The sequence below is a fragment of the Nonomuraea sp. NPDC052129 genome, assembly GCF_040680095.1.
Classification (GTDB): Bacteria; Actinomycetota; Actinomycetes; order Streptosporangiales; family Streptosporangiaceae; genus Nonomuraea.
Window position 1 is genome coordinate 99,266 of sequence record NZ_JBFAVX010000036.1, and the last position, 26,781, is coordinate 126,046.

Genomic DNA, 26,781 nt, shown 5'->3' on the forward strand with positions numbered 1-26,781 from the left:
TGTGTTGATCGTGTGCCGGCTCACTGTGTCATGGCGGCGACCGACTCGAAGGTGGGGGTCGGGGTGATGTCGGCAAGGCGGGTCTTGCGCAGGTAGAGGTCGAACCAGTCGATCGCGAGCGCCATCGCCTCCTCCAGGCCCGGGCCGGTGTAGAGGCCGAGCACGTCGTAGGGCAGCACCTCAAGCCGTTTGGGCTCTCCCGCCCTGTCGAAGGCGCTTTGTGCCTCCTCGAGCATGTGGTACGGGTCCCAGCCGCCGTTGGCGATCATCAGCAGCGGTGTCGGCGCGAGCCGGTGGACGAGGTTCTCCGGTGCGAAGGTGAGCAGGTGCTCGGCCGAGTCGAGGGTCTTCTCATTGCGATAGGTGGGAAACAGGCGGGTGGACATGTCCGGGGTGTCCTTCACGCTGCTGTGGTCCAGCGTCAGGTGCGGCACGCGAGCGCTCTGCCCGCCTTCGTAGCGCCGCTGCCAGTCCTGCTGCAGTTGGTCGCGCAGCGCTCGGACCCCGGCGCGGCCCAGGAGGCGTTCCAGGTAGCGCCATCCGTTCCACACACTGGGGCTCTGTACGACGACGCACTTGATACGCCGATCGAGCACGGCGGCCTGGGCCGCCACCGAGCCGCCGATGCTGACGCCCCACACCCCGATCCGCTCCGGCTGTATCTCGGGACGGGTCTGCAGGTAGGACACGGCGCTGCGGAAGTCCTCGACCTGCCGTTCCGGGTAGTCCAGGCCGCGCGGCTCGCCTTCGCTCGAACCAACCGTGCGGTAGTCGATGGCCAGCACCGCGAAGCCGGCCTTCACGAAGTACGGCGCGAAGAACGCCAGCGCCTCCTTGACCATCGCCCCGCTGTGCCCGAGCACCAGTCCGGGGGCCGGGTCGCTCGTCTGTGGCAGATACAGATCGCCCGCGCAGCGGGTGCCGAGGCTGTTGAAGGTCACCTGTTCCATGATCTGCTCCCTGTAAGGTTGCTAGTTGTTTCAATGGTGACTGAAATAACTAGCAATGTCAATCCTGAGCGTCACGCCTGTGGGGGAGGGGAACGGATGTCGGGTGGCGCGCCTCGGCCACCATCGAGGACCGGCAGCGCTGGAGAGGCACGTACCGGCCGAGTTCGTGTCGGCTCGGGCGGCGGCAGAGGCTGCCGGATGAAACGCCTTCTTTCAGTGCGGCTGTCCGGCCTCGATGGTGATCGGCCGTTCGAAGACGGTGCGCAAGACGACCGTGGAGTTGGTGTGTGAGATCGCCGGGATCGCGCGGATACGGTCGAGCGCGTCGGCCAGCTCGACCGTGGTGCCCACCCTGACCTTGATCAGATAGCAGTCCTCGCCTGCCACCTCGTGCACCTCCAGCACGCACGGCTCCCGCTTCAAGGCCGCGTTGACGGCGAATGGGCCGTGTGCACCTGGACGTACCACCTCGTCTCCGATAGCGGCTCGCCGTACCGCGAGTACGGCATCGACCTGTGGCGTTTCCGCGAGGGGAAGATATGCCTCAAGGACGCCTACAGGAAGACCCGGTAGCGCGTCAAAGGCCCGGCGTGCTTGTCGCCCGCGTGGGCTCCACGCGCTCGAGCTTGGTCCAGCCGGTCCAGCCTCGCTTCTTCAGCAGCTCGATCAGCCGACGGGCGGGCGGCACAGTGTCGAACGCGAATGTGTCCATCAGCTTGACGAGCGGTGGCTCGATGTCGATGTCGTCGATGTAGTCCTCGCCCTTCTCCTCGGCCAGTCGCGTGATGTAGGCGGCCAGCTTGTCAGCCAGCTCGACCAGCTGTGGGTCGCCGGCGGGCCGGTCGAGTGCCTGGCTCAGGGTGAGAAAGAAATCGATGAGCCGCGGGTCGGCGATCTGCTCCCGTTTGCGTGCCATCCACTCCGGGACTCGCTCGGGGGAGTGCGCGGCCAGCAGGATCCAGCCGTCGCGCTCGGCCTGGACGATCCGCTCGTCGACCCCGAGTGCGCGCAGCCGGTCGAGATAGTCGAGCACCTCCGGGGGCAACGTCAAACTGTCCCCGGAGGCGAGCCGGGCGATCCGCTCACGGTGGCGCTGTCGCTGCCGGATCTCCACCCGCAGCCGCTTGTCGATGTCCGCGACCGCCGTGGCGAACTCCGCCTCGTCGGCCTGCAGCAGCTCGCGCACGCGCGCCAGTGGGACTCCGGCCTCGGCGAGGGTACGGATCTTGATCAGTTCGACTACGGCGCCGGCGTCGTATCTGCGGTAGCCGGAGTGGTCTCGTTCTGGCTCCGGCAGCAGTCCCTTGGCGTGGTAGTGCCTCACCGCGCGTACCGTCACTCCGGCGTAGGACGCCAGCTCGCCGATGGTCAACATCGGAGCCTCTCAGGGGTTGCTTAGGAAGTCGCCTGGCCGGCTTGGGTACTTCGGATGATCTGGGCGATTTCCGGGGCGTGGGTGAAGACCAGTTGGTGGTCGGCGTCGAGCCAGGACGGGACGAGGTGCGGCTGCTCGCGGATCAGCCGCTCGACACCGGCACGCCAGTTCCGGTTGAACCGCGGCGCGTGCCCTTCGCCGCTGTCGCCGGCCATGGAGGTCGACATGATCAGGCGGATGGGCCGGTCGATCTTCTCGTACCGGTCGAGGATCCTGGATCGGACCGCATCGATCTCGATGTTCAGGTCGAGAATCTCCTGGGCGGTCAGCAGCACCTGACGCGCGGTGCCCCGCTCGGTCTGCTGCCGCGTCGCCAGGTCCGCCCACATGGCGCGGAACTCCGGCAGGAGGGCCTCGGTGATGAACGGCTCGGGCACCGGGTTCGCCCCGTCGATGAGAACGAGGTCGGCGACGGCGCCGGGATGCTCGGCGGCATAGTGTACGGCCAGGTCCGCGCCCAGCGAGTAGCCCACAAGCGTGGGCGCCGCATCCAGCTCCGCCAGCACGGCGGTCAGATCGCTGAGGAACGCCTCGAAGGAGTAGTGGTCGGCGGCCGAGGCGAGGCCATGGCCCTGGAGGTCGAAGGTCACCACGTCGTGGTCGCGCCGGAGCAGCTCGGCCAGTTCGTGCAGGTGGGCCTGGGTCGAGTTCAGTCCGGGGCACAGGACCAGCGGTCTTCCCCGGCCACCCCGAGTCACTGGGAGCGTGACGCCGTCGTGGTGGACCGTGAAGTGCCGCATCGTCCTGTCGCCTCTCGTCGCCTGCTCTCCATTGCCGTACGCGCTGGTCATGCCACCATGCTGGGACATTGACCCTGCGGCAGGGTCAACCGTCGCGGGTCATCGCAGGGTTAGCGGGGTCTCTGATGCGATGCGGGTCAGCTTCTGCGGGTTGCGGACGTAGTAGAGGCTGGTGATGCGGGCGTCCTCGACCTGGACCGCTATGACGCCGTCGATCTCGCCGTTCACGCGAAGGACGAGTGCCGGGTTGCCGTTGACCACGGTGGGGTCGCCGGTGAGAGTGACCTGGGCCTTGCCGAGGCCGCCGACGATGAAGCGGGCCGCCTTGTCGGCGCCGGTGATCGGCCGTGGCGCGGCCTGCTTGACGCCGCCGCCGTCACTGATGAGGACGACGTCGGGGGCGAGCACGTCGAGCAGGCCCTGTAGATCACTGGTTTCGAGCGCGTGCTGCAACGACTCCAGAGCCGCCCGGGCCTGGCTGGGGGAGATCGCTTCGCGAGGGCGTCGGGCTTGGACGTGCTGGCGGGCGCGGTGCGCGATCTGGCGGACGGCGGCGGGGGTCTTGCTGACGATGGTCGCGATCTCGTCGTAGCTGACGTCGAAGACCTCGCGCAGGACGAATACGGCGCGTTCGGTCGGCGAGAGCGTCTCGAGGACGAGCATGAGTGCCATGGACACGCTCTCGGCCAGTTCGAGGTTCTCGGCCACGTCGGGTGTGGTGAGCAGGGGTTCGGGCAGCCAGGGGCCGACGTACGCCTCCTTGCGGCGCTTCATGGTGCGCAGCCGGTCGAGCGAGCGCCGGGTGGTGATCCGGACCAGGTAGGCGCGCTGGTCGTGCACCTGCGTCAGGTCGACCTTCATCCACCGGAGCCAGGTTTCCTGGAGGACGTCTTCGGCGTCGGCGGCCGATCCGAGCATCTCGTAGGCGACGGTGAACAGCAGGTTGCGGTGGGTGACGAACGCCTCGGTGGCGGGGTCCATCTGGGCGGGACCGGCGAGCGGCTCGGCTGTGCCTGTCGTTGGCTCGCTGCGCTCGTTCATGGCCGGCTCCTGCCTGTTCGCTTCTCAAGTGCGCTGTACGCACAAGACGCCGGTTCTCACCGCTGTGTGACATCCGTGATCGGTGGTGTACGTCACATGCCGCTCGGCGCGGTCGCCGGAAGGCAGCCTGCCGGCCGACCCGGCCGCGGCGCTGCTCAAGCTCGTCGAAGCAGCTGGCGACCGCGGGAAGTCATACGACGAGGGGACGGTCTACCTCGAGCCGGCCGTGTTCGATGAGCCAGCGGACGGACTCGAGTACTGCGGCCTCGGGCTCGTACCTGGGTGAATAGCCGAGAAGTGTCTTGGCCTTGTCGATGGTGAGGCAGTGGCTGCGGTAGAGGTGTTCCCAGCTCACCTGCGCGTGCTCGTCGGTCGTGGTGGCGCGGAACTCCTCCCAAGACACGCTCTCCAGCGAAGCTGTCTGCCCGAACCAGCTCGCTGCTTCGTGGGCGAATCCTCGGACGTTCAGGGCCGTTGGGGCGACGACATTGAAGTCCTCCCCGCCTGCCGTGTCAGGATGTGCGATCGCCTTCTCGAAGGCCTGAGCGACATCGTCGGCGTGAACGTGATGCATGAGCTCGACGCCGAGTCCGGGGATCTTCAGTGGCTGTCCGGCCGACAGCGTGCGCCAGACGGCAGGGTCCAAGTTGCCGGTCGGTCCGATCGGGTCCCAGCCCGGGCCGACGATGTGCCCGGGGTGCAGTGACGTCGTCACCACGCCGCCGCCGGCGGTCTCGTCCTTCAGCATCCGCGCGATTCGATCCTTCTGGATGCCGTACTCACCGAGTGGTTCCGTCCCTGTCCCTTCCGCGATGGGCGATTTGTGGCTCGGGCCGTATCGCCACACGGTCCCGCAGTGCAGCAGGTGGCCCGCCTGCCCGCGGAGTCGTTCCACGAGGGCCACGGCGGATTCAAGGGTGAAGCACACCAAGTCGACGACGACATCCGGCCGCAATCCCGCCACTCTGTCGCCGAAAACGCCCTCGGTGTCCTCTTGCTGGCGATCCGCTGTCACTTGCTGTATGTGCTGCCATTCAGGGGATTCGGCATAGGCGACCCGGCTTCCCCGGCTGATGTTGAGCACCTCATGACCCGCGCGTACGAGCCGGGGGATGAGGAATGTGCCGATATGACCGCTTCCCCCGATGACGACAACCCTCATACTGCTCCTCTAATCAGATGTAATACGACTTCCTGTGCTTCGTCCCTGAAGCAAGGCGGAAGTCCGGATGCTGTCTGTCTCACGTGAAGCTACCAAAACCTCTCGGCGGAGCAGCTCCTGACAATGACCATGAGGGAACGGCCAGTGACGATAGACGACATTCAAGGTCGGCTGGAGAGCCGCGGATGGCAGGCCGAGAGCGGCGAAGGGTGGCGTTGGGTCGACCATACGTACCGCACGACGACGTGATGTTCCGAGAACGGCGAGGACGCGGTGATCGCCGACCCGGACGAGGGCGTGGCCGCGCTGCGCGAGATCGACTGGGAGTGAAGGGCGGCCCGACGGGCGGTGGCAAGGAGGGATAACCACTCCTTCCACTTCTAACCTATAGCGGATGGGGGGCCTTGCCACAAGGCCCGGGTCATGCCGCACAATCACCCCTCGACGCTGGAAACGTACGAAAAGTGGGGGTCGTGGAATGCGCGTTGTGCTGGTGACCTACGGGTCGCGCGGGGACGTCGGGCCGATGACGGGCCTGGCGGTGCGGCTGAAGGCTCTGGGCGCCGAGGTGCGGGTGTGCGCGCCGCCGGACTTCGCACAACTGCTGGACGGCATCGACGTGCCGCTGACTCCCCTCGGCTGGCCGATCCGCGCGCTGGCGACGGGGGCGGTCCCCGGCAAGACGAGCCTGTCCGACATCGCCGCCGAGCTGACCGCCATGGCCTACGAGGCCGTCACCGGGCCGGCCGAGGGCTGCGCCGCGGTGGTGGCCACCGGCTCGTTCCCGGCCGTGGCCGGTGCGCGGGCGGCGGCCGAGAAACTGGGCGTGCCCTATGTGTTCACGTCGTTCTCTCCGAGCTACCTGCCGTCGCCGCACCGTCCGCCTCGCCCCTGGCCGGGGCAGGAGGTCCCCGCGGGGGTGACCGACAACCGGGCGCTGTGGGATCTCGATGCCGAGCACAAGAACGCGCTCTTCGGCGAGATGATCAACGCCCACCGGGTCTCGATCGGCCTGCCGCCGGTGGACGGCGTCCGCGACTATGCCTTCACCGACCGCCCGTTCCTGGCGGCCGACCCGGTCCTGGGCCCGTGGCAGGAGACACCGGACCTTGACGTGGTCCAGACCGGTGCGTGGATCCGCCCGGACGAGCGCCCGCTGCCGGCCGATCTGGAGGCGTTCCTGGCCGCCGGCGCGGAGCCGGTTTACGTGGGCTTCGGCAGCATGCCCATGCGGGGCGCGAGCGCGCGGGAAATCTCCCGGGCCGTCATCGAGGCGGTACGGGCGCAGGGCCGCCGGGTCCTGCTCGGGAGTGGCTGGGCCGATCTGGCTCTGGTCGACGACCGGGACGACTGCTTCGTGGTCGGCGAGGCCAATCATCAGGAGCTGTTCGGCCGGGTGGCCGCGGTCGTGCACCACGGCGGCGCGGGCACCACGGCGACGGCGGCCCGTGCCGGGGCGCCGCAGGTGATCGTGCCTCAGGTCGCCGACCAGCCGTACTGGGCGGGCCGGGTAACCGAGCTGGGCATCGGTACGGGACACGACGGTCCGACGCCGACCGCCGAGTCGCTGTCGGCCGCGCTCAAGACCGCTCTGGCTCCCGAGACCGGTGCCCGCGCGGCCGTCGTGGCCGAGACGGTCCGCACCGACGGGGCGGAGGTGGCCGCCAACCTTGTGCTCGACATGATCGGCCGGATGGGGTCCGCGGGCTGATCCCCGAAGGCCCGCATGGACAGGCGCTTCGCGCAGGTCCGCGGTGGCGCGCGTCAAGGAGAGGCGGTCGGCGGGTGGACGCTCCGGGCGGTCTGGTTCCGCAGCCACTCCTCCATGACCTGCCGGAAGGCTCCGCTCAGGAGGAAAAGAAGTTCGGCGGATGACTCGAAGCGGGCGCCCGCTGGGGTGGTGGCCCCGAGAATCTCGGCTCCGCGCTGCGATGCGACGGCCAGGGTCTCGTTCATCTGCAGAGCCGCGCGGAGCGTCCCGAGCCAGATCTGATCGTCGATGACATAGCGTTCGCGGCGCGCGCCGGGGGCCCGTTCGCGGCTGAGCATTCCCTGCTGTTCGAGGAAGGCGATGGCGTGGGAGATCGACGCGGGGCTGACGCGTAGCCGCTGAACCAGGTCGGCGGCGGTGAGAGCGCCGGAGTCGGTGATGTACAGGCAGGCCAGCACCCTGGCTTCCATCCGGGGCAGGCCCTGCTGAACGAGGAGAGCGGTGAAGGACTCCGTGAAGTCCCGCACCGCTTGGGGGTCACGCCCGTGGCCGCTGTCGGGGATCGGCGGTGCCGGAGGCTGAGCCTGCTTGTGCCGGCGCGCACGATGCCGTGTGGCCTGGTGCGCCTGGTCCGCCCCGTAGTCGTCGGGTCCGCCGTTGCGGGTGACCTCCCGCATGATGGTCGAGGCGGGCCGCCCTAGACGCCGGCCGATCTCCGCGTATCCGAGCCCCTCGGCCAGTGCCGCAGCGATGTGCTGACGGTCTTCATTGGTGAGTCTGCCTCCGGGCATCGGTGCTCGTCTCCTGTCTCTCGACATGCGCGGGCCGCACACCCACCGCAACAGTATGTATTCGCTCGCATTCCATTGCAATGCAAGTCTGATCATCCTTTGCATTCAGTCTCACAGTCATTGCAAAGAAGGCCATATCTGCTAGATAGAGCAGGCGAAACAGGCTCTCATTGCTTGTTGACTGATTTATGAACGCAATGTAGTGTCGCAGGCGTTCAGGGATTTCCGAACGGCACCGGTGGCGCCGCAGAGGGTGACCCCACGACCGAGCCCCAGACAGGGCTCGCAGAGAACGAACACTGTGCGCGAGGAGATTCATGATGGGAAACAGCAACGGCGGCTTCTCCGAAGCGGGGCTGCGCCGACTGCGTGACGTGCTGGGACGGCATGTCGAGTCCGGGAAGATTCCCGGTCTTGTCGCCCTGGTCGGCCGGGGCGAGGAGACGCACGTCGAGGCGATCGGGACGATGCGCCATGACGGTGGCGCGCCGATGCGCCGGGACACGATCTTCCGGATGGCCTCGACGTCCAAGCCGGTCGCGATGGCGGCGGCGATGGTGCTGCTGGACGAGTGCCGACTGCGGCTGGATGACCTGGTGGAGCCGTGGCTGCCCGAGCTCGCCGATCGGCAGGTGCTCAAGCGGATCGACAGCCCGCTGGACGACACCGTGCCCGCGCGGCGGCCGATCACCGTACGGGACCTGCTGACCTCCACGTTCGGGCTCGGCATGGACATGACGGCGCTGGGCACGCCGATCATGGGCGCGATCTTCGAGCGGGGGCTCACGCCCGATCTGCCGGAGCCGATGCCCGGGCCGGATGAGTGGATGCGCCGCCTGGGCACGCTTCCGCTGATGCACCAGCCCGGAGAGCGCTGGCAGTATCAGATCAGCCATGATGTACTCAGCGTGCTGGTCGCGAGGGTCACCGGCCAGTCGTTCGAGGAGTTCCTGCGCGAGCGCATCTTCGAGCCGCTGGGCATGAAGGACACCGGCTTCCACGTGCCCGCCGACCAGATCGACCGGCTGCCGACCCTGTACGCTCCCGACCCGCAGAGCGGGGAGTTCCACGTGTGGGACGAGGCCGAGGGGGGACGCTGGAGCAAGCCGCCGGCGTTCCAGGGCAGCGGCGGTGGGCTGGTCTCCACCGCCGACGACTACCACGCCTACTTCCAGATGCTGCTCAACGGCGGCACGCACGGAGGCGAACGGATCCTGTCGCGGCCCGCCGTTGAGCTGATGACCACCAACCGCCTCACGCCCGAGCAGCAGGCCGCCCGGCACGCCATGGCCACCAACAACGTCCATGTGTCCTTCGGCCAAGGCCAGCACGGTGGGTGGGGTTTCGGGATGGCGGTGCGCACCTACCGCGGCGACTACGCGCCCATCGGCCAGTTCGGCTGGGACGGCGGAAGCGGCACCTCGACCTACGCCGACCCGGACAACCAGCTCACCGGCATCCTGCTCACCCAGGTCGGGATGTCCGTCCCTAATTCGGCGCGGCTGATCCACGACTTCTGGACCACCCTCTACCAGGCGATCGACGACTGACGTGCTCGACTTGATCCGCAGGGCGTCACACCTGCTGCAGCCCGATCACTCGCAGCATGTCGAGCGCTGTGGCTTCGGGAGATCCCGGCTCGGCCGAGTACACGAGCACGGTCTGGTGGCCGTCCGGGAGCAGCATGGTGTCGCAGTCGAGCGAGATCGTGCCCAGGCTGGGATGCCTGATGCTCTTGGTCGCGGTACGCCATGGGGAGGAGCGGCCCTCCCGCCAGAGCTCGCCGAATCGTGGGCTGCCCCGACGTAGTTCGGCGATCAGCCGGACCAGGTCGGGATCGCTGGGGTAACGGGCCTGAGCGGCGCGCAGTGTACCGACCGAGGCGCGGGCGGCCGCGTCGTCCTCGTCCGGGCCTAATGCGACCTGGCAGCGGCTGCTGCCGAGAAAACGCTGCCAGATGAGGTTGCGTTGCCGCCGCGGCCACGCGGACATGTCGCCTTGAAGCGCTGCCGCGAGGGGGTTCCAGGCCAGTACGTCGCCCTTGGCCGACAGCACCAGCACGGGCAGGTCCGCCATGCGGTCCAACAGCCGAAGCACGCTCGGCCGTACGACCATCGCGATGCGCCCGGCCTGGGGCGGTTCGTGGCCGGCGAGCCGGAACACCAGGTCGCGATCATCGTCGTTGAGCCGCAGGGCCTGGGCCAGTGCGGAGATGACCTGACTCGAGGGTCGCGGGCCGCGCCCCTGCTCGAGGCGGACCACGTAATCGACGCTCAGGCCCGCGAGCATGGCCAGTTCCTCCCGGCGCAGGCCCGGCACCTGGCGGCGCGTTCCCGCCGACAGCCCGACATCCTGCGGTCGTACACGAGCTCGGGCCGTGCGGAGTACTTCGGCGAGTTCGGGGCGGTTCACTCCTCCATCATCCTGGTAGATCGCCTCGGCCGGGTGGTACCGCAAGTCCTATGCCGTAGCGGTCCTGGTGGGTCCCAGGCGTGCGCGTCGAGGATCGGCTCCATGACAGAGATCAAGACGGTGGCGCTGGTCACCGGAGCGAACAAGGGGCTGGGCCGCGAGACCGTACGTCGCCTGGCCGGCAAGGGGTGGCAGGTCTTCCTGGCCGCGCGGGATCGGGGACGCGGCGGCCAAGTCGCGGACGCGCTGGCGGGTGAGGGGCTCGAGGTGGAGTTCGTCGAGCTTGACGTGAGCTCGCAGGAGTCCGTGGCGGCGGCCGTGAAGGCCGTCGCCGAGCGCGTGGATCGCCTGGACGTGCTCGTCAACAACGCCGGAGTCGGTGGCCCGTTGCTGGATCCGGCCGACATGGACGCCGACGCGCTACGTGCGCTGTATGAGGTGAACGTGTTCGGCCAGGTGCGGGTCACGCACGCGTTCCTGCCGCTGCTCCGCAGGTCGGAGCTGCCCCGCATCGTCATGGTGTCCAGCGCTCTGGCCTCGCTGGCGCACGCCGGTGACCCCGCCCGCCCCGAGTACGGCTTTCTGAGCCTGGACTACGCCTCGTCGAAGGCGGCGCTCAACATGATCGTCTCCCAGTACGCCCGGGCGCTACCGGGGTTCAAGGTCAACGCAGCGGATCCGGGCAACCCCGCCACCGACATGAACCATCACACGGGTATCCACACCATCGCGGAGGGAACCGCGGCGATCATCAGGCTGGCCACACTGGACTCCGGCGGGCCGACGGGCGGCTTCTTCGGCAGTGACGGCCCGGTCCCATGGTAGGAGTGAAGATGACCAAGATCCTGACGATCGGGCTGCATCCGAGCACGATCGACTACACCGGATTTCCCGGCCTTGACGAGGCGACGCTCACCGCGCGGATCGAGCAGGGCGACGCGGCGCTGCGGGCGGCGGGCTTCGACGTGGTGTCGTGCCTGGTCGGTACCGACCCGGACGAGGCAGAACAGGCCGTCCGTGAACGGTTGCCGGAGGGGCCCTTCGGTGTGGTCATGATCGGCGGTGGTGTGCGCATGGTCCCTGAGCACACGCTCCTGTTCGAACGGCTGATCAACGTTCTGGCGGCGACGGCTCCCGGGATTCGGTTCTGCTTCAACACCTCACCGGAAACGACGATCGACGCCATTCGCCGTTGGGTCTGACTCGCACCGCCAGCTATTCGGTGTTGCTATGTACCGGTAATAAGTGTTACTTTATACCGGTAGTCAGCAACGCCGAGTAGCTAGGCGGGGAGATTCATGATGGGACAAGGCAACAGCGGCTTCTCCGAAGCAGGGTTGCGCAGACTGCGCGAGGTGCTGGAACGGCATGTCGAGTCCGGGAAGATTCCCGGCCTTGTCGCCCTGGTCAGCCGAGGCGAGGAGACGCACGTCGAGGCGATTGGGACGATGCGCCACGAAGGTGGCGCGCCGATGCGCCGCGACACCATCTTCCGGATGGCCTCGACGTCCAAGCCGGTCGCCGTATCGGCGACGATGGTCCTGCTGGACGAATGCAGGCTGCGAATGGACGACCCGGTGGACGAGTGGCTGCCCGAGCTCGCCGACCGGCAGGTGCTGAAGCGGCCCGACGGCCCGCTGGACGACACCGTGCCCGCGCGGCGGCCGATCCTCGTGCGGGACCTGCTGACCTCTACGCTCGGGCTGGGCGTGGACATGACGGCGAAGGGGTCCCCGATCCTGGCCGCGCTCTTCGAGCAGGGGGTCTACGGCCAGGAGGACGGATGGCTGTTGCCGGCGCCCGGCCCGGATGAGTGGATGCGCCGCCTCGGCACGCTCCCGCTGGCCTACCAGCCCGGAGAGCGGTGGCAGTACAACCTCAGCGATGACGTGCTCGGCGTGCTGGTGGCCAGGGTCAGCGGCCAGTCGTTCGAGGAGTTCCTGCGCGAGCGCATCTTCGATCCGCTGGACATGAAGGACACCGCCTTCCACGTGCCCGCCGACAAGCTTCACCGGCTGCCGCCCCTGTACGCCCCCGATTGGCAGACCGGCGAGTTCAACGTGGAGGACGAGGCCGAAGGGGGACACCACAGCAAGCCTCCGGCGTTCCCGTCGAGCGGCGGCGGACTCGACTCAACCGCCGACGACTACCACGCCTACTTCCGCATGTTGCTCAACGGCGGGATGCACAACGGCCGGCGGATCCTGTCACGGCCCGCCGTCGAGCTGATGACCACCAACCAGCTCCCGCCCGAGCAACTGGCCGCCCGAGTGGCCTGGGCCCGCAACGCCGTCCATCTGGGATACGGCCTGTCGCAGCACGGCGGCTGGGGTTTCGGGATGGCGGTGCGCACCTACCGCGGCGACTACGCGCCCATCGGCCAGTTCGGCTGGGACGGCGGAGCCGGCACCACGACCTACGCCGACCCGGACAACCAGCTCGTCGGCATCCTGCTCACCCAGGTCGGGATGTCCACCCCGGATTCGGCGCGGGCCATCCACGACTTCTGGACCACCCTCTACCAGGCGATCGGCGACTGACCCGCCTACCTGGTCGAGCGTCCGTGGCCGGGACGGGGGAGGGAACAGTTCTCCGCTGGAGATGGCTCGCATCGCAAACAATCGTTGGTTGTCACCGGGGTGACCGCCGTGGCGGAGGTGTCGCTCCGCATCCGCTCTGGCCAGGTGCTCTGCCTGCTCGGACACAACGGCGCCGGCAAGTCCACCCTCATCAAGATCCTTTCTGGGGTGCACCCGGCGACCGAGGGCGTCCTCATGTCGAGGAGGTCCACGCGGCTTCGAGAGAACGCTCGGTCGTCCGCTGACAGCCCGCGGGCCAACAACCGTCACGGGGTGCGCGGTCAAGCACCCGTAAAGCTCTTCTTCCGTGAGGTGCAACAAGAGGGTGGCCGCCCTTGGTTTCCCAGTTGAGGGGGAATGTCCGGGGTCGTGAGGGGCGGCCTCACCTCGCGATTGGAGCACCGACATGCCCCTGGTACGCATCGACATGGTCCGCGGATGCCGCCCCGACCAGGTCAAAGCCGTCGTCGACGCCAACCCTTCACGCGCTGGTGAAGGTCTTGGCGATCCCGGTACGAGATCGCTTCCAGATCGTCACCCAGCACGAGACCGACGAGATCATCGCCCAGGACGCCGGCCTTGGCTTCGAACGCGGCGCCGGCTGACCGCCAGCGTCGAAGGAGGCCCCTGATGTCCGATCATCTCGATGCTCCGGGGATGAAGCCGCCGCATGGCGATGCCCGGATCGACATCACCGATATATTCGCCTTCCGGCAGCCCGGCGACCAGGACCGCTCAGTCCTGGTCATGTGCGTCAACCCGCTGGCGCCGACCATGGGGGAGCGGTTTCACCCGCGGGCCGTGTACAACCTGCACCTGGACACCAACGGCGACGCCGTGGCCGACCTGACCTTCGCGGTCACCTTCTCCGGCGAGGCGGAACAGACGGCGAGGGTGAAGCTGGACGGCGAGGTGCTCTTCGCCGGTGCCCCGGTGTGTTTCGGGCCGCGGGCGCAGGCTTCGACCGAGGGGGAGTACCGGTTCTTCGCCGGGATCCGCAGCGATCCGTTCTTCTTCGACCTGGAGGGCTTCAAGGCAGGTATGGCCTTCACCGGGGCCGACTTCTTCGCCGACAAGAACGTCTTCGCCATCGTGCTGGAGGTGCCCAACAGCCTGTTCCTCGAGCAACCGGTCGGCTACTGGACGACGGTGCTGCTGGAGGGCACGCAGGTCGAGCGGATGGGCCGGCCGCTGATGAACATCATCTTCACCAAGGACGATGACAAGAACACCTACAACGCCGGCGCACCCGCCGACGACCGGCGCGACCACACCGGCAAGATCGTCGCGGCCCTGCTGGGCGCGGGCGGCGGCTACACCGAGCACGAGGCCACCGAGGTGGCCGGGCAGTTGCTGCCCGACCTGCTCAGCTACGACTGCACCGAGCCGGCCGGCTACCCGAACGGCCGCCAGTTCGCTGACGACATCGTCGACGAGCAGCTGGCCATCCTGACCAAGGGGAGCGCGCCCTCCCAGGGGATCAAGCCGCACGGCGACACGCTGACGGTCTTCCCCTACCTGGGCGCTCCGCAGTCAGCTTCTCGGCCGTAAATAAACGCCCGAGGTTCCACGCCAGATTCCGCTGAATTTCCCAGTCACTGATCCCATCTCCTAACCTCGGAGCCGAGGACGGCGAAGGGCCGGATCCGGCACTGGCAGGAGAGCAGGCCACCATGAACAGCGCACTGACCGCCATCGGCCTGTCCGTTCCCGTGCTGGCCGCACCCATGGCAGGCGGCGCCACCACACCCCGGCTGGTCACGGCTGCCGCCGAAGCCGGTGGCCTCGGGCTGCTGGCCGGCGGCTACAAGCGCCCCGAAGCGCTCGCGGAGCAGATCGCCGAGGTACGGGCCGCTTCCGTCCCGTTCGGCGTCAACCTGTTCGCCCCCAACCCGATCCCGGTCGACCCCGCCGCTTACCGCCGCTACGCCCTCGCCCTCCAGCCCGAAGCCGGCCGCTACGGACTCGACCTCGCCGAAATCGCTCTCACCGAAGACGACGACCATTGGCGCGACAAGATCGACCTCCTCCTGGCCGACCCGGTCCCGCTGGCGAGCTTCACCTTCGGCATCCCGGATCCGGCGGTCATCAAGGCGCTGCGCGCCGTCGGCACGCTGATCGCGCAGACGGTCACCTCGGCCGAGGAAGCGCTCCGCGCCGCCGACGTCGGCGCCGACCTCCTGGCCGTGCAGGCGGGCGCGGCCGGTGGCCACTCGGGCACCCTCACCCCCGACCGCCTTCCCGCGGCGACACCGATCACCCAGCTGCTGCGCGAAGTGGCCCAGGTGACCGATCTCCCGCTCATCGCCGCGGGAGGTCTGGCCACCGGCGATGCCGTCGCCGAGGTCCTGCGGGCCGGCGCCGTGGCCGCCATGGTAGGCACCGTCCTGATCCGCGCCGACGAAAGCGGCGCTTCCAAAACGCACCAGGACGCCCTCGCCGACCCGGCCCGCGACCGGACGCTCGTCACCCGCGCGTTCACCGGCCGCCCCGCACGCGCGCTGCGCAACGCGTTCACCGACCGCTACGACCACCTCGCCCCGGCCGGCTACCCCGCGCTGCACCACCTGACCAGCCCGCTGCGCAGAGCCGCGGCCGCCGCCGGTGACGCCGAACGCCTCCACCTGTGGGCGGGCACCGGTTACCGGCACGCGTCGGCAGAGCCCGCGGCGCGCATCCTGACCCGCCTCACGGCGAACCTCTAGCACGCTGTTAGTTCTCTCCGGGAGATGGCTGCCATCGCCAACAATCGTTGGACCCGAAGATAACGGCGCGCTTAACGTCCCCTCTATCGCTGGTCAGCCGGCCAGGAGGCCCAGCCGAAGGGGACATCAGCTTGTTGCCGAACAACCGCCGCACCGAACGGCGAGTACGGCGGCGCCGCGACCTACGTCGCTGAGCACTCGCCCGCCGGGAGAAAGGGTTTCTACACCAGCTTCCTGCAGGCCACGGCGACACTCGGCTTCCTGCTGTCCATCGCGTTCCCTCCGCAGATCCGCTACACCGGGCTGTCCATCTCCTACCACCTCGGAGCGGGCCTGTTCGGCGGAATTACCCCGCTCATCGCGCTGTCCCTCACCTCCTCCACCGGCGACCAGTTCGCCGGTATCGCTTACCCGATCGTCGTGGCGGCACTGTCGGCGCTGGTCAGTGTGACGCTGTTGCGCAACGGCCGGAGGAACCGCGCGGTCAGCGGCGTCTGGGACCGCTTCGACCCGGCTCCATCCCTGGAGACGCCGGCCAGCACGTGATCAACGGTCAAGCTGGTGACGGCGAGACGGATTCGCGGCTGCGGACCGGCATCGGGACCCGGTGCACCTCGCCGGCCCGGTCGGTGTCCGCATGCTCGCGATCGGTCTCGGCGAACCGGTCGATTTCGGCGAACAGCACGTCGACGGCCTTGCGCCCCAGTTCGTAGTGGGGCAGCGCCACCGTGGTCAGTTGGGGCCGCATCCACGAGGCGAGGGGGTGGTCGTCGAAGGAGACGATGGAGACGTCCGCCGGAACCTTGAGCCCGAAGTCGTCGAGTGCCTGGTAAGCGCCCATGGCGATGCGGTCGTTGAAGCAGATCAGCGCACGCGGCCGGGCGGTTTGCAGGAGGTCGCGCGTCGCGGCGAGGCCGTACTCCGGCTGCCAGTCAGGACAGGTGCGGGCGCCCGCCACTTTGACTCCCGCCGCGCCGAGCGCTTCGCGGATGCCGACGAGCCGCTCCACCGCCGCGACGCTCTGCGCGGGCACGTCGCGCAGGCGCGGGCCCGCGCCGATCAGGTAGATGTCGTCGCGGTGGCCCGCGTCGAGCAGGACATGGGCCGCGCGGCGGCCGGCCTCGGCCTCGTCGGGGATGACGGCGGGCAGGGGAGTGGGCTGCTTGGGCAGCGCGTTGAGCAGCACGGCGGGCGCCCCCGTGATGCCCTTGGGCACCTTGATGGTCCTGGTGAACATCGAGGCCAGGATGAGCCCGTCGACCTGGCGGTCATGCATGGCCTGCAGCAGGAGGCGTTCGAGCTCGGCGTCGCCTTCGGTCTCACCGATGAACAGCATGAAGCCGCGCTCACGCGCCGCCTCCAGCGCGCCCTTGATCATGTCGCCGGCCAGCCTTGAGGTGGCGACGGTGTCGGAGACGAAGCCGATGGTCCGGCTGGTGCCCGTTCGCAGGCCCACGGAGACGATGTTGGGCCGGTACTGCAACTCCTCGGCCGCCCGCAGGACCCGCTGCTCGACGTCCTGAGAGATGCGCAGCTCACGGCCGCGGCCGGACAGCACCAGCGAGGCGGTCGGGCGGGAGACACCGGCCGCCTTGGCCACATCGGCCAGCGTGACCCGTCGTGGGCTCACCCAGGACCTCCGATCGTCAAGAGAGTGGTACGGGGGGTTGACATCGTACGACGCGCGCCGTGAGACTATCGGGCGCTAACCCGATTTAGCAACGGAAAGCGGGACATCAGCCCGGTGCCGATCGTCCCAAGCAGCAGAGGAGATGCACATGGCACGCCGAGTTCGCCCCGGCAGGTCCGGGGCCGCGCTTGTGATCGCCATGGGGACGCTGGCCGCCGCCTGCGCGGCTCCCGGCAGCGACAGCCCGCGACCCCAGGCCACCAGCGCCTCGCCGGTGTCCGCGGCGCCCACCTGCGGCACCGCGCCGATCACCATGAACGGCTACTTCGAGACCGGCTTCCCCCTCCCCAAGGCGCTGACCACCGAGTTCACCAAGCAGCACCCGAACGTCACGTGGAACATCCGCGAGGACCAGTTCGCCGTCATCACCCAGAACGCCCCGCGCGTGCTGGCCGACAACCCGCCCGACCTGATGCGCCTGCCCCAGGTCTCCGAGCTGGTCAAGGACAACCTGCTGAAGAACCTGGACGGCTACGCCACGGCTTTCGGCTGGGACAAGTGGCCGGCCTCGCAGCTCCAGCAGCTGCGCCTGGGCCCGGGCGGACGGCCGCGCGGTGAGGGCTCGCTGTACGCCCTGGGCCTCAACTTCAGCATGACCGGCGTCTTCTACAACAAGAAGCTCGCCGCGCAGGCCGGGATGTCCGCGCCGCCCGCCACGCTGGCCGAGCTCGACGCGGTGCTGGCCAGGGCCAAGAGCGCGGGCATCACGCCCATCGTGCAGTTCAACGGCGGCGCCACCGGCGGCCTGGCCTTCCCGCTGCAGAACCTCATGGCCTCCTACGGACCGCCGCAGCCGATCAACGACTGGATCTTCCAAAAGCCCGGCGCCACCATCGACACCCCGTCGAATCTGCAGGCGGCCCAGCATCTGGAGCGGTGGATCAAGGCCGGCTACTTCCAGAAGGACGTCAACGCGGTCGACTACGCGACGATGATGAGCCGCTTCATCGGCGGCAAGGGCCTGTTCATGTTCAACGGCGACTGGGAGTCGGGCAACCTCGACAAGCAGATGGCGGGCAACGTCGGCTTCTCCCTGATGCCGCCGGTCCAGCAGGGCGGCAAGCGGGCCGCCATGTCCGCACCTCTGACCTTCGGGATCGCCGCGAACGCCAAGAACGCCGACTGCGCCGCCTTCTTCCTCAACTGGGTGGCCACCGACAAGCGGGCGCGCGAGATCGGTGTGGAGGTCGGCGGATCGCGTCCGATGGGACCGGCCGAGGCGTACATGCCCGCCGTCAAATCTGGCACGGTCACCGCCGGCACGCTGGCCGCGGGGGCTGACATCGCCAAGGACAACGGCGCGATGGACTTCATCGCCAACGCCACCGGCGCCATCTACGCCAAGAGCTGGACCCCCCAGCTGCAGAAACTCGTCGCGGGACAGCAGACGCCGCAGGACCTGCTGAAGAGCGTCCAGGCCGACTACGCCGGCCAGCTCGAAGGGAACTGAGGCAGGTGGGACTCTCGCACCGGCGGCCGGCCGTGGTCAAGCTGCGCGGCTTGACCGGCTGGCTGTTCGTCGCCCCGGCGCTCGCCTTCTACGCGGTGTTCGTCCTGCGCCCGATCGCCCTGACCGTTCAGTACTCGCTCTATGACTGGGACGGCATCGGCCCGTCCACCTGGGTGGGCCCGGCCAACTACGGCAAGGTCTTCACCGACCCGGACCTGTTCGACTCGCTGGTCAACGCCGTCAAGCTGATCGTGTTCTTCAGCGCGATCCCGGTCGTGCTGGGCCTGGCTATCGCCGCGACGATCCGGCGGATCGCCGCCAGCCGGCTCGCCCTGATCGCGCGGACCGTGCTGTTCCTGCCGCAGGTCATCCCGCTGGTGGCGGCCGGCATCGCGTGGAGCTGGCTGCTGGCCTCCACCGGTGTGATCAACCAGCTGCTCTCGCTTGTCGGTCTCGGCGGAGTGACCCGGGCCTGGCTGGGCGACTTCGCCACTGCCCTGCCCGCGGTCGGCATGATCGGTGCGTGGGTGCTGCTCGGCCTGTGCACGCTGCTGCTCCTGGCCGGCATGAGCAAGATCGACCCGGCGCTGTACGAGGCCGCCCGGCTGGACGGCGCGGGGGCGTGGCGGGAGTTCGTCTCCATCACGGTGCCGAGCCTGCGCCAGGAGATCGCGGTCTGCGTCACGGTGACGGTGATCGCGGCCCTGGCGAGCTTCGACATCATCTACATCTCCACCCAGGGCGGTCCCGGCAACACGACCATGGTGCCCGGCCTGCAGATCTTCTACCTGGCCTTCTCCGAACGCGAGGTGGGCATGGCCTCGGCCCTGGCCGTGGTGCTCATGGTCCTGGTGATCGCCTGCGCCCTGCCCATCCAGTGGTTCGCGAAGGACGGCAACCGATGATCACCGCCTCGCGGGAAGCCTGGACCGGCAGGCTGCTGCTCGTCCTCATGATGGCGGTTACGCTCCTGCCGTTCCTCAGCCTGTTCGTCACCGCCCTGCACCCCTCGGGCACCTACCCGGCGGGGCTGGCCTGGCCGGCCGACCCGCAGTGGGGCAACTTCCCGCGTGCCTTCGAGGCCGCGAAGATGGGCGAGCTGCTGAAGTCGAGCGCCCTCATCGTGCTCGGCGTGGTCCCGATCTCGATCCTGCTGGGTACGATGGCCGGCTTCGCCATCGGTCACCTGCGCGTGATCGGCGGCCGGGTGATCTTCCTGCTGTTCGTGCTCGGCCTGACCCTCCCCTTCGAGGGCATCATCACGCCGCTGTATTACCAGATCCGCGACATGGGGCTGCTCAACACGCGCTGGGCGATCATCCTGCCGCTCATCGGCCTGTTCATGCCGTTCAGCGTCTTCTGGATGCGCGCCCACTTCGTCAACATGCCCGGGGAGCTGTCGGAGAGCGCGCGGATGGACGGAGCCAACGTGTGGCAGCTGTTCCGGCGCATCCACGTCCCCCTGGCCATGCCGGCGATCTCGTCCCTGGGCATCCTGCTGTTCCTGTGGACCTGGAACCAGTTCCTGCTGGCCATCGTGCTGGTCGACGATCCCACCAAACGCACGATGTCCGGCGCCCTGGGCGCCTTCCAGGGACAGTGGGGCACCGATATCCCGCTGCTGTGCGCCGGATCGCTGCTGATCCTGACGCCCACGCTGGTGATCTTCCTCATCTTCCAGCGCCACTTCGTCAAGGCCCTGCTTCAGGGCTCCTTGAAGGGCTGACCATGCTCTATCCGGCACGCTGGACCCACCGGCACCTCGACCTGCTCGCCGAGGCCGCCACGACCTCAGCGCCCGTCATCGCCCCCGCCTCCGTGCCACCGATCCTGCCGAGCCACGACCTGTGGGACCTGTGGCCGATCCAGAACGAGGACGGCTCGACGAGCGTGATCGGCGGCCAGGAGCTGTGGATGGCCCTGTCGGCCCCCGCCGCCGCCGGCCACCCCGAAGAGCGCCATGACCAGGCCCGGATCCGCCTGCTCGCCCGACGCGACGACGAGTGGAAGGACTTGGGGAACGCCTTCGCCGACGGCGCCGCGCCCGGCAGCCGCGAATGGTCCGGGTCAGCGGTCCGGCGGCCTGATGGGACCGTGTCCGTCTACTACACGGCCACCGGACGGCGTGGCGAAGCACGACCGACGTACCGGCAGAGCGTCATCGAGGCCCGCGCCGCCCTGATCGCCGACGACGGCCGGATCTCGTTGAGACCGGACGCCGAGCATAGGGAGCTCCTGCGCTCCGACGGCCGGATGTACCTGCCGACAGAGGAGGGTGACGGAGCCCCGGGCCTGCCGGTAGGGGAGGGCGACGGAGCGCCGGGCCGCATCAGGGCCTTCCGCGATCCCGGCTGGTTCCGCGACCCGGCCGACGGGCGCGACCATCTCCTCGTCGCCGCGTCCACCGCGTGGCAGGACGGCTTCACCGGCGCGATCGCCCTGGCCGAGGTACGAGCGGGCACCTGGTCCCTCCTGCCGCCACTGCTCGTCGCCGAAGGTATCAACCACGAGCTCGAACGACCGCACGTCATCGTCCACGACGGCCGGTACTACCTCTTCTTCTCCACCCAACGCCACACCTTTCACCCGGCCGGCCGCGCGCCCACCGGGCTCTATGGCTTCGCCGCACCGAGCCTGACCGGGCCGTACGAGCCGCTCAACGGGTCCGGGCTCGTGATCCAGAACCCCGCCCGCCAACCCGACCAGGCATACGCCTGGCTGGTGCTGCCCGACCTCCGTGTGGTCAGCTTCGCCAACTACCGCTCCTGCCAGGGCGTGGATCTGCGATCCGCGCCGGCCGCGCGGGCACGGGCCGGCTTCGGCGGCACCATCGCCCCGATGCTCAAGCTCAGCCTGGACGCGATGACCACCTCTGTCATCCCGTGTGGATGAAGTCGCGGACGAGCTTCACCAGCTCCGTCGGCCGCTCGGCCATCACGATGTGTCCGCTGTCGACTTCCTCGTACGAGGCACCCGGGATGGCGGCGGCCAGCTCGCGGGAGTACTCCACGGAGATCAGCGTGTCGCGGGCGCACCCGATCACCAGTGTCGGCGCCTGAATCCGCGGCAGCAGGTCGCGGACGTCCAGCCGCGAGGCGAGATCGATCTGCCGGAGCCTGCCCGCATGGGGCCGGAAGGCGGTGGCGAGCTCCGCCACGGCCGCCGGGCCGATGGAAGCCAGATGCTCACGGCTGAAGGCGATCAGCATCGTGTACCGCGCGAAGGTGTCGCCATCACCGGCCAGATCACGCCAGACGGTGAACGCGTTGCGGAGGTATGCATCGCCCCGCCCGGCCCAGCCCGTGACCGACACGACGCTGCGCACCAGATCCGGCCGTACGGCGGCCAACGCGGCGACCACCGAAGCCCCCATGGAGTGCCCGACCACGTCGGCGGGCCCCTTCCCGAGATCGGAGATCACGGCGGCGACCTGCTCGACGAGCAGCTCGACCGTGAGCTCGCCCCCGTCGTCGCGCGCCGCGTCGCTTCCCGAAAGATCCGGCAGCACCACCGTGCTGGTGCCCGTGAACGCCCCGGCCACGCCGTCCCATGCCTTCGAGCCCGGACTGCCCCCATGCACCAGGACGAGCGGGCGGCCCTCACCCATCACCCGGTACGGCACGTGCGCGGCGCCCACTGTGATCTCTCTCATGTCTGTCTCCCCTTCTCATCGCTGGACACCAGGGACGATGCCAGGAGCGTGCGGCGATGAGGAGGGGAGCCGATTCCCTAGGATCGGCCCTCCTAGCGTGCGCGGCACGCGCAGTGGGCCGGGCGGCGAGGATGGATGACATGAAGATGGACCACGTCAAACTGGCGGACTTCCTCCGCCGTTCCCGCGAGCGGCTCCGGCCGCAGGAGGTCGGCCTGGCCGCCGGACCGCGGCGCCGCACGCCCGGCCTGCGCCGCGAAGAGCTGGCCCAGCTGGCCGGGGTGTCGGCCGACTACGTGATGCGGCTCGAACAGGCGCGCAGCTCCCAGCCGTCGGTCCAGCTACTGAGCGCGCTCGCCCGGGCCTTGCGGTTGACCGAGGATGAAAGAGATCACCTTTACCTGTTGGCGGGCCACCGGCCGCCCGAAGGGGCGCGCGCCGGAAATCACGTACGTCCCGGCCTGCTCTACCTTCTCGACCGGCTGGGCGACACGCCCGCCCAGCTTCTGACCGACCTCGGAGATCTGCTCGCGCAGAACACCCTGGCCGAGACGCTGTTCGGGTGCGTGTGCAGGATCGAGGAACGGGACCGGAACATCGTGTGGCGCTGGTTCACCGACCCGTTCGTGCGCCAGGCGTACCCCGCTGAGGAACACGACCGCCATAGCCGCCTGCGCGTCGCCGACCTGCGTGCCGCCGCGACACGTCGTGACTACGATCGGCCCTCGAGCGCCCTGATCGACCGGCTTGGGGCGGCCAGCGAGGAGTTCGCCGACCTCTGGCAGCGGCACGAGGTCGCCGTGCGCCGCGAGAGCCGGTTGCGCGTCATTCATCCCTCCGTCGGGCTCATCGAATTCGACTTCGAGATGCTGCAGACGCAGGCCGCCGACCAGCGCCTGCGCCTGTTCACGCCGCCGCCCGGATCCAAGAGCATCGAGGCTCTCGAGCTCCTGCGCGTCATCGGCCCGGAGACCGCCCACCGCAGTCACCGATGACTTTTCCTGCGGTGTACGGCTATCGCCGCCCCGAGAGCGAGAGCGGCATATCCGCAGGTCACGGCCAACCCTGCCCAGGGCGGAAGCGGGTAATAACTCCCGAACAGTGACGGGCCCACGTCCACATGCGCGAACGTGGGGACGCTCTGCGTGATCGCGAACCCGGCGGCAGGGGTGATCACCAGCAGCCATGGCGCCAGACCCGCGCTCGCCAGCAGGTACGGCACGACGACCAGCGCGATGGCCAGCCCGATGGCGACGATGGCCCGCTTGACCAGCGCGGCCAGGCCCAGAGCCAGTACGGCGGCGGCCGCGGTCAGCGCCGCGAAGCCGACGATCACCCGCAGCTCGGTACCCAGGGTCAGCGGCTGAATCGGGTTCTGATGGGCACGCAACAGCGCCAGACCGCCGGGCACCACGATCCCCGAGGTCATCAGCCCCGCCGCGAACGCGACCGCGCCGACCACCGTGGCCTTGGCCGCCAGCAGCCGCGCTGGACGCGGCTTGGCTGGCGGGCTGACCAGTGGCCCGACCGGCGGGCCGGTCCCGATCAGCCCGCGCCGGTGGTCTGCCGTGTAGAACGTGACCGCCACTCCGAGCACCAGAATCAGCCCGATGACCCCGCCGATCAGCGTGAAGTCGGCGCGCAGGCCGCCTTCCACCGTGGCGGGCCCGATGTCGCCACCCCCGGTCACGATGAGCTTGTCGCCGGACTCGACGACCCCGCCCGGGTGATGCGGGGTCTTGCCGTCGGACTCCAGGGCGACGCCGACGTCGTCGCGGCGCCACGAACCGTTCGCGCCCTGCAGTTTGATCTGGTCGAAGGTGGCGGTGGCCTGGGCGAAGGCCTTCGCCATGTCCCACAAGGCGCCTGGTGAGGCGGCGAACAACCCGATCTCGACCGTCTCCGGCAGCCCGGTCAGCTTGACCGTGCTGACCTGGGTCCACGTCTTGCCGTCGTCCGACTCAAAGCCGGTGACGGTGTCGCCCGACCTGGTCAGCCGTAGCCACTGCGGGCCGTTGTGCGGTCCGCCGGCCACGTCGTGGGTGTAGTTGTACTGCATCCGCACGCCGTGATCTCCGGTGAGCATGATGGCGGCGTACGGTGTGCCCTGCTTGAGGCTCTGCCGTATGAGGAGCCCGGCCTTCGCCCACGGCACCACCCCCTGCTTGATGTTGCGCACCCCGGGTACGGCGTCCGGCAGCCGCATCTGCCCGGTCATGTCCGCCACGCGGGCGGTGATGCTGCCGTTCCCCTTGAGCGGCTGGTGCACGAAGTAGTACCTGTCCTGCACAGCCGTGCCATCGGGTCCCAGCAAGGGCGCGGGGCAGGGGCCTTCGCCCTTCCCGGTCACGCAGCTGCTGCGGACGCCTCCGGCGATCAGCAGCCCGAGCGACACGGTGACCAGCACGGAGGCCGCCATGGCGAGCACCCAGCCTCGCCCGGAGCGGAACCTGGTCCACTCCGCGTGCAAGCCGGATCGGAACGGCGTAGATGGATTCATGCCGAAAGTTGTACGCGGCACCCGGTTCCAGCCGGGTCGCAGCGGCTGCGACCTGGCTGCGACCGGGGATCTGGGATCGTTAAGGCATGGCACCTCAACCAGGCGGTGAGGGTCGGTGAGGGTCCTGGTCGTCGAGGACTTCGAGATCCTCGCCCGCTCCATCGGAACCGGGCTGCGCCGCGAGGGCATGGCCGTCGACGTCGTCCTGGACGGCACCGCTGCCCTCGACCGCCTGGCCGTCACCCGCTACGACGTGGTGATCCTCGACCGCGACCTGCCCGGCGTCCACGGGGACGAGATCTGCCGGCGACTCGCTCACGGCCGCTGTGAGACCCGCGTGCTGATGCTCACCGCCTCCGGCACGATCGAGGACCGCGTCGACGGGCTCAGCCTCGGCGCCGACGACTACCTGCCCAAGCCGTTCGCGTTCGCCGAACTGGTCGCCCGCGTCCGTGCCCTGGGCCGCCGTGCCACCCCGCCGCTGCCGCCCACCCTGGCATGCGGGGACATCACCCTCGATCCGGCCCGCCGTATCGCCTTCCGGGCCGGTCGGCGCCTTGAGCTGAGCCCCAGGGAGTTCGGCCTGCTGGAATGCCTGCTCGCCATGCCAGGGCTGGTCATCTCCGCCGAGGAACTGCTGGAGCGCGTCTGGGACGAGGCCGCCGACCCCTTCAGCAGCGCCGTCAAGCACACCATGCACCGGTTGCGGGTCAAGCTCGGCGACCCGCCCGTGATCGAGACCATCCGCGAAGGCGGCTACCGCATCGGACCGTCATGACCTCCCAGAGGCTCAACCGCATCGGACCGTCATGACCTCCCAGAGGCTCAACCGCATCGGACCGTCATGACCTCCCAGACGCTCACCAGAAGGTCGCTGCAGACGCGGCTCGCGCTGGCCTACGCGGCGGGCATCTACGCCGCCGGGACCTTCGTGCTCATACTCGTCGACATCCCGCTGGCCAGCATCCAGCAGACCACTCCCAAAGGCTCATCCGGCCCGATCACTGAAACCAGGGCCGGGATCAGCCTGCCCCAGCTCCTCACCGGATCCGCCGTCGCCCTGCTCATACTGATTCCCGTCGCCCTGGCTCTCGGCTGGTACGTCGCCGGCCGGTTCCTGCGCCCGCTGCGCGCCATCACCACCACCGCCAAGATCATCTCCGCCGGAGACCTCCATCGGCGCCTGGACCTCGGTCAGCCCGCGGACGAGCTGACCGAACTCGGCCACACCCTCGACGACCTGTTCGCCCGCCTGCAAGCCTCTTTCGACGCCCAGCGCCACTTCGTCGCCAACGCCTCCCACGAGCTGCGCACTCCGCTCGCCGGCCTGCGTACTCTGCTCGAAGTCGCCCTCGCCGACCCCGACGCCGACGCCGAGACCCTGCGCTCGGTCTGCCAGGAGGCCCTCACCCTGGGCGAACACCAGGAGCGGCTCGTCCAGGCGCTGCTCGCCCTGGCCACCAGCGAGCGCGGCGTCACCCGCTGGGACACCCTCGACCTCACCCAGATCGTCGCGGGAGTGCTCGCCTCCCGTCGCGACCAAGCCGCGCAGAGCGGCATCGACCTCGCCGAACACCTCACGCCCGCGGTGACGGCCGGAGACCCGAGACTGATCGAAAGCCTCGTCGCCAACCTCATCGACAACGCCATCCGCCACAACCACCCGGACGGCCAGGTCAAGATCACCACCCAGACCATCGGCACCCAGGTGGCCCTCACGGTCACCAACAGCGGGCCGGTCATCCCCGGCGACCAGATCCAGCGGCTCTTCCAGCCCTTCCAGAAACTGGCGGCCGATCGTCACGGCCGCCGCGACGGCTACGGCCTCGGCCTGGCCATCGTCAACGCCGTCACCCAAGCCCACCACGCCATCCTCACCACCAGCGCACGCCCCGAAGGCGGCCTGTCCATCACCGTGTGCTTCGCCCACGGAGCTCATTCGAGCCATCCCCGCTGACCGGGC

28 protein-coding genes are annotated in these 26,781 nt (G+C 69.0%); 16 read left to right on the forward strand and 12 right to left on the reverse strand.

The window, feature by feature from the left end; translation table 11 throughout:
• Window positions 1–20: 20 nt before the first annotated feature.
• Both AB0L53_RS48130 and AB0L53_RS48135 read right to left on the reverse strand, forming a co-directional pair.
• A complete protein-coding gene (locus AB0L53_RS48130) occupies window positions 21–950 on the reverse strand; it encodes an alpha/beta fold hydrolase (RefSeq protein WP_364010133.1) in 930 nt (309 codons plus the stop codon).
• Between the two features lie 213 nt (window positions 951–1,163).
• A complete protein-coding gene (locus tag AB0L53_RS48135) occupies window positions 1,164–1,418 on the reverse strand; it encodes an Lrp/AsnC ligand binding domain-containing protein (protein WP_364010136.1) in 255 nt (84 codons plus the stop codon).
• Here AB0L53_RS48135 and AB0L53_RS48140 point away from each other — a divergent pair.
• Window positions 1,398–1,523, forward strand: coding sequence for a hypothetical protein (locus AB0L53_RS48140; protein ID WP_364010259.1), 126 nt, complete (start codon window positions 1,398–1,400; stop codon window positions 1,521–1,523). The two genes, AB0L53_RS48135 and AB0L53_RS48140, sit on opposite strands and share 21 nt — an antisense overlap.
• Before the next feature lie 4 nt (window positions 1,524–1,527).
• Here the strand turns inward: AB0L53_RS48140 and AB0L53_RS48145 are convergent, their stop codons facing one another.
• From AB0L53_RS48145 to AB0L53_RS48160, 4 genes are all read right to left on the reverse strand, one after another.
• A complete protein-coding gene (locus tag AB0L53_RS48145) occupies window positions 1,528–2,325 on the reverse strand; it encodes a MerR family transcriptional regulator (RefSeq protein ID WP_364010139.1) in 798 nt (265 codons plus the stop codon).
• A 20-nt stretch (window positions 2,326–2,345) separates the two neighbouring features.
• Window positions 2,346–3,176 carry an alpha/beta fold hydrolase gene (locus AB0L53_RS48150; protein ID WP_364010142.1) on the reverse strand — a complete coding sequence of 277 codons (831 nt, stop codon included), beginning with the start codon at window positions 3,174–3,176 and terminating at the stop codon, window positions 2,346–2,348.
• Between the two features lie 48 nt (window positions 3,177–3,224).
• A complete protein-coding gene (locus tag AB0L53_RS48155; protein ID WP_364010145.1) occupies window positions 3,225–4,166 on the reverse strand; it encodes an RNA polymerase sigma-70 factor in 942 nt (313 codons plus the stop codon).
• 190 nt (window positions 4,167–4,356) lie between these two features.
• Window positions 4,357–5,328, reverse strand: a complete 972-nt coding sequence (locus tag AB0L53_RS48160) for an NAD(P)-dependent oxidoreductase (RefSeq protein WP_364010148.1) — start codon at window positions 5,326–5,328, stop codon at window positions 4,357–4,359.
• A 478-nt stretch (window positions 5,329–5,806) separates the two neighbouring features.
• On the opposite strand from AB0L53_RS48160, the gene AB0L53_RS48165 reads away from it, so the two are divergent.
• On the forward strand, window positions 5,807–7,039 hold the full coding sequence (locus AB0L53_RS48165) for a glycosyltransferase (RefSeq protein WP_364010151.1): 1,233 nt from the start codon (window positions 5,807–5,809) through the stop codon (window positions 7,037–7,039).
• Between the two features lie 53 nt (window positions 7,040–7,092).
• Here the strand turns inward: AB0L53_RS48165 and AB0L53_RS48170 are convergent, their stop codons facing one another.
• Window positions 7,093–7,830 carry a helix-turn-helix domain-containing protein gene (locus AB0L53_RS48170; RefSeq protein WP_364010153.1) on the reverse strand — a complete coding sequence of 246 codons (738 nt, stop codon included), beginning with the start codon at window positions 7,828–7,830 and terminating at the stop codon, window positions 7,093–7,095.
• A gap of 320 nt (window positions 7,831–8,150) precedes the next feature.
• Between AB0L53_RS48170 and AB0L53_RS48175 the strand changes: the two genes are divergently transcribed.
• Window positions 8,151–9,380, forward strand: a complete 1,230-nt coding sequence (locus tag AB0L53_RS48175) for a serine hydrolase domain-containing protein (RefSeq protein ID WP_364010249.1) — start codon at window positions 8,151–8,153, stop codon at window positions 9,378–9,380.
• A gap of 25 nt (window positions 9,381–9,405) precedes the next feature.
• Here AB0L53_RS48175 and AB0L53_RS48180 read toward each other — a convergent pair whose 3' ends face one another.
• Window positions 9,406–10,242, reverse strand: coding sequence for a helix-turn-helix transcriptional regulator (locus AB0L53_RS48180; RefSeq protein WP_364010156.1), 837 nt, complete (start codon window positions 10,240–10,242; stop codon window positions 9,406–9,408).
• A 102-nt stretch (window positions 10,243–10,344) separates the two neighbouring features.
• Here AB0L53_RS48180 and AB0L53_RS48185 point away from each other — a divergent pair, with 102 nt between their 5' ends.
• The 6 genes from AB0L53_RS48185 (at window position 10,345) to AB0L53_RS48210 (ending at window position 15,526) form a co-directional block, all read left to right on the forward strand.
• A complete protein-coding gene (locus AB0L53_RS48185; RefSeq protein WP_364010159.1) occupies window positions 10,345–11,067 on the forward strand; it encodes an SDR family NAD(P)-dependent oxidoreductase in 723 nt (240 codons plus the stop codon).
• An 8-nt stretch (window positions 11,068–11,075) separates the two neighbouring features.
• Window positions 11,076–11,444 (forward strand): hypothetical protein, encoded by a 369-nt coding sequence (locus AB0L53_RS48190; protein WP_364010162.1) that lies wholly within the window; start codon window positions 11,076–11,078, stop codon window positions 11,442–11,444.
• Window positions 11,445–11,540: 96 nt separating this feature from the next.
• A complete protein-coding gene (locus AB0L53_RS48195) occupies window positions 11,541–12,782 on the forward strand; it encodes a serine hydrolase domain-containing protein (protein ID WP_364010165.1) in 1,242 nt (413 codons plus the stop codon).
• 144 nt (window positions 12,783–12,926) lie between these two features.
• Window positions 12,927–13,172, forward strand: coding sequence for an ATP-binding cassette domain-containing protein (locus AB0L53_RS48200; RefSeq protein WP_364010252.1), 246 nt, complete (start codon window positions 12,927–12,929; stop codon window positions 13,170–13,172).
• 279 nt (window positions 13,173–13,451) lie between these two features.
• Entirely contained in the window at window positions 13,452–14,372 is a 921-nt protein-coding gene (locus AB0L53_RS48205) for a DUF4331 family protein (protein ID WP_364010168.1), read from the forward strand.
• A gap of 122 nt (window positions 14,373–14,494) precedes the next feature.
• The gene (locus tag AB0L53_RS48210) at window positions 14,495–15,526 is read left to right on the forward strand and encodes a nitronate monooxygenase (RefSeq protein ID WP_364010171.1); all 1,032 of its coding nucleotides are present in this window, start codon (window positions 14,495–14,497) and stop codon (window positions 15,524–15,526) included.
• 407 nt (window positions 15,527–15,933) lie between these two features.
• Here AB0L53_RS48210 and AB0L53_RS48215 read toward each other — a convergent pair whose 3' ends face one another.
• Window positions 15,934–16,083, reverse strand: a complete 150-nt coding sequence (locus AB0L53_RS48215) for a hypothetical protein (protein WP_364010174.1) — start codon at window positions 16,081–16,083, stop codon at window positions 15,934–15,936.
• Window positions 16,080–17,156 carry a LacI family DNA-binding transcriptional regulator gene (locus AB0L53_RS48220; protein WP_364010177.1) on the reverse strand — a complete coding sequence of 359 codons (1,077 nt, stop codon included), beginning with the start codon at window positions 17,154–17,156 and terminating at the stop codon, window positions 16,080–16,082. Before AB0L53_RS48220 ends, AB0L53_RS48215 begins: the two co-directional genes overlap by 4 nt.
• Before the next feature lie 148 nt (window positions 17,157–17,304).
• Between AB0L53_RS48220 and AB0L53_RS48225 the strand changes: the two genes are divergently transcribed.
• Genes AB0L53_RS48225 through AB0L53_RS48240 form a run of 4 tightly spaced genes read left to right on the forward strand, consistent with a single transcriptional unit; the run spans window position 17,305 to window position 21,558 of the window.
• A complete protein-coding gene (locus tag AB0L53_RS48225) occupies window positions 17,305–18,666 on the forward strand; it encodes an extracellular solute-binding protein (RefSeq protein WP_364010180.1) in 1,362 nt (453 codons plus the stop codon).
• Window positions 18,667–18,671: 5 nt separating this feature from the next.
• Window positions 18,672–19,571: a sugar ABC transporter permease gene (locus AB0L53_RS48230; RefSeq protein WP_364010183.1), complete on the forward strand. Its 900-nt coding sequence runs from the start codon at window positions 18,672–18,674 to the stop codon at window positions 19,569–19,571.
• The gene (locus AB0L53_RS48235; RefSeq protein ID WP_364010186.1) at window positions 19,568–20,392 is read left to right on the forward strand and encodes a carbohydrate ABC transporter permease; all 825 of its coding nucleotides are present in this window, start codon (window positions 19,568–19,570) and stop codon (window positions 20,390–20,392) included. Before AB0L53_RS48230 ends, AB0L53_RS48235 begins: the two co-directional genes overlap by 4 nt.
• A gap of 2 nt (window positions 20,393–20,394) precedes the next feature.
• Window positions 20,395–21,558 carry a glycoside hydrolase family 68 protein gene (locus AB0L53_RS48240; protein WP_364010188.1) on the forward strand — a complete coding sequence of 388 codons (1,164 nt, stop codon included), beginning with the start codon at window positions 20,395–20,397 and terminating at the stop codon, window positions 21,556–21,558.
• Here the strand turns inward: AB0L53_RS48240 and AB0L53_RS48245 are convergent.
• On the reverse strand, window positions 21,542–22,318 hold the full coding sequence (locus tag AB0L53_RS48245) for an alpha/beta hydrolase (RefSeq protein WP_364010191.1): 777 nt from the start codon (window positions 22,316–22,318) through the stop codon (window positions 21,542–21,544). The genes AB0L53_RS48240 and AB0L53_RS48245 overlap by 17 nt on opposite strands.
• Before the next feature lie 140 nt (window positions 22,319–22,458).
• On the opposite strand from AB0L53_RS48245, the gene AB0L53_RS48250 reads away from it, so the two are divergent.
• On the forward strand, window positions 22,459–23,313 hold the full coding sequence (locus tag AB0L53_RS48250) for a helix-turn-helix transcriptional regulator (protein ID WP_364010194.1): 855 nt from the start codon (window positions 22,459–22,461) through the stop codon (window positions 23,311–23,313).
• Here the strand turns inward: AB0L53_RS48250 and AB0L53_RS48255 are convergent.
• A complete protein-coding gene (locus AB0L53_RS48255; protein WP_364010196.1) occupies window positions 23,304–24,818 on the reverse strand; it encodes a hypothetical protein in 1,515 nt (504 codons plus the stop codon). The genes AB0L53_RS48250 and AB0L53_RS48255 overlap by 10 nt on opposite strands.
• 115 nt (window positions 24,819–24,933) lie before the next feature.
• Between AB0L53_RS48255 and AB0L53_RS48260 the strand changes: the two genes are divergently transcribed.
• Both AB0L53_RS48260 and AB0L53_RS48265 read left to right on the forward strand, forming a co-directional pair.
• The gene (locus AB0L53_RS48260; RefSeq protein ID WP_364010199.1) at window positions 24,934–25,596 is read left to right on the forward strand and encodes a response regulator transcription factor; all 663 of its coding nucleotides are present in this window, start codon (window positions 24,934–24,936) and stop codon (window positions 25,594–25,596) included.
• Window positions 25,597–25,662: 66 nt separating this feature from the next.
• Complete coding sequence (locus tag AB0L53_RS48265) at window positions 25,663–26,775, forward strand: HAMP domain-containing sensor histidine kinase (RefSeq protein WP_364010202.1); 1,113 nt, start codon at window positions 25,663–25,665, stop codon at window positions 26,773–26,775.
• Window positions 26,776–26,781: the final 6 nt, after the last annotated feature.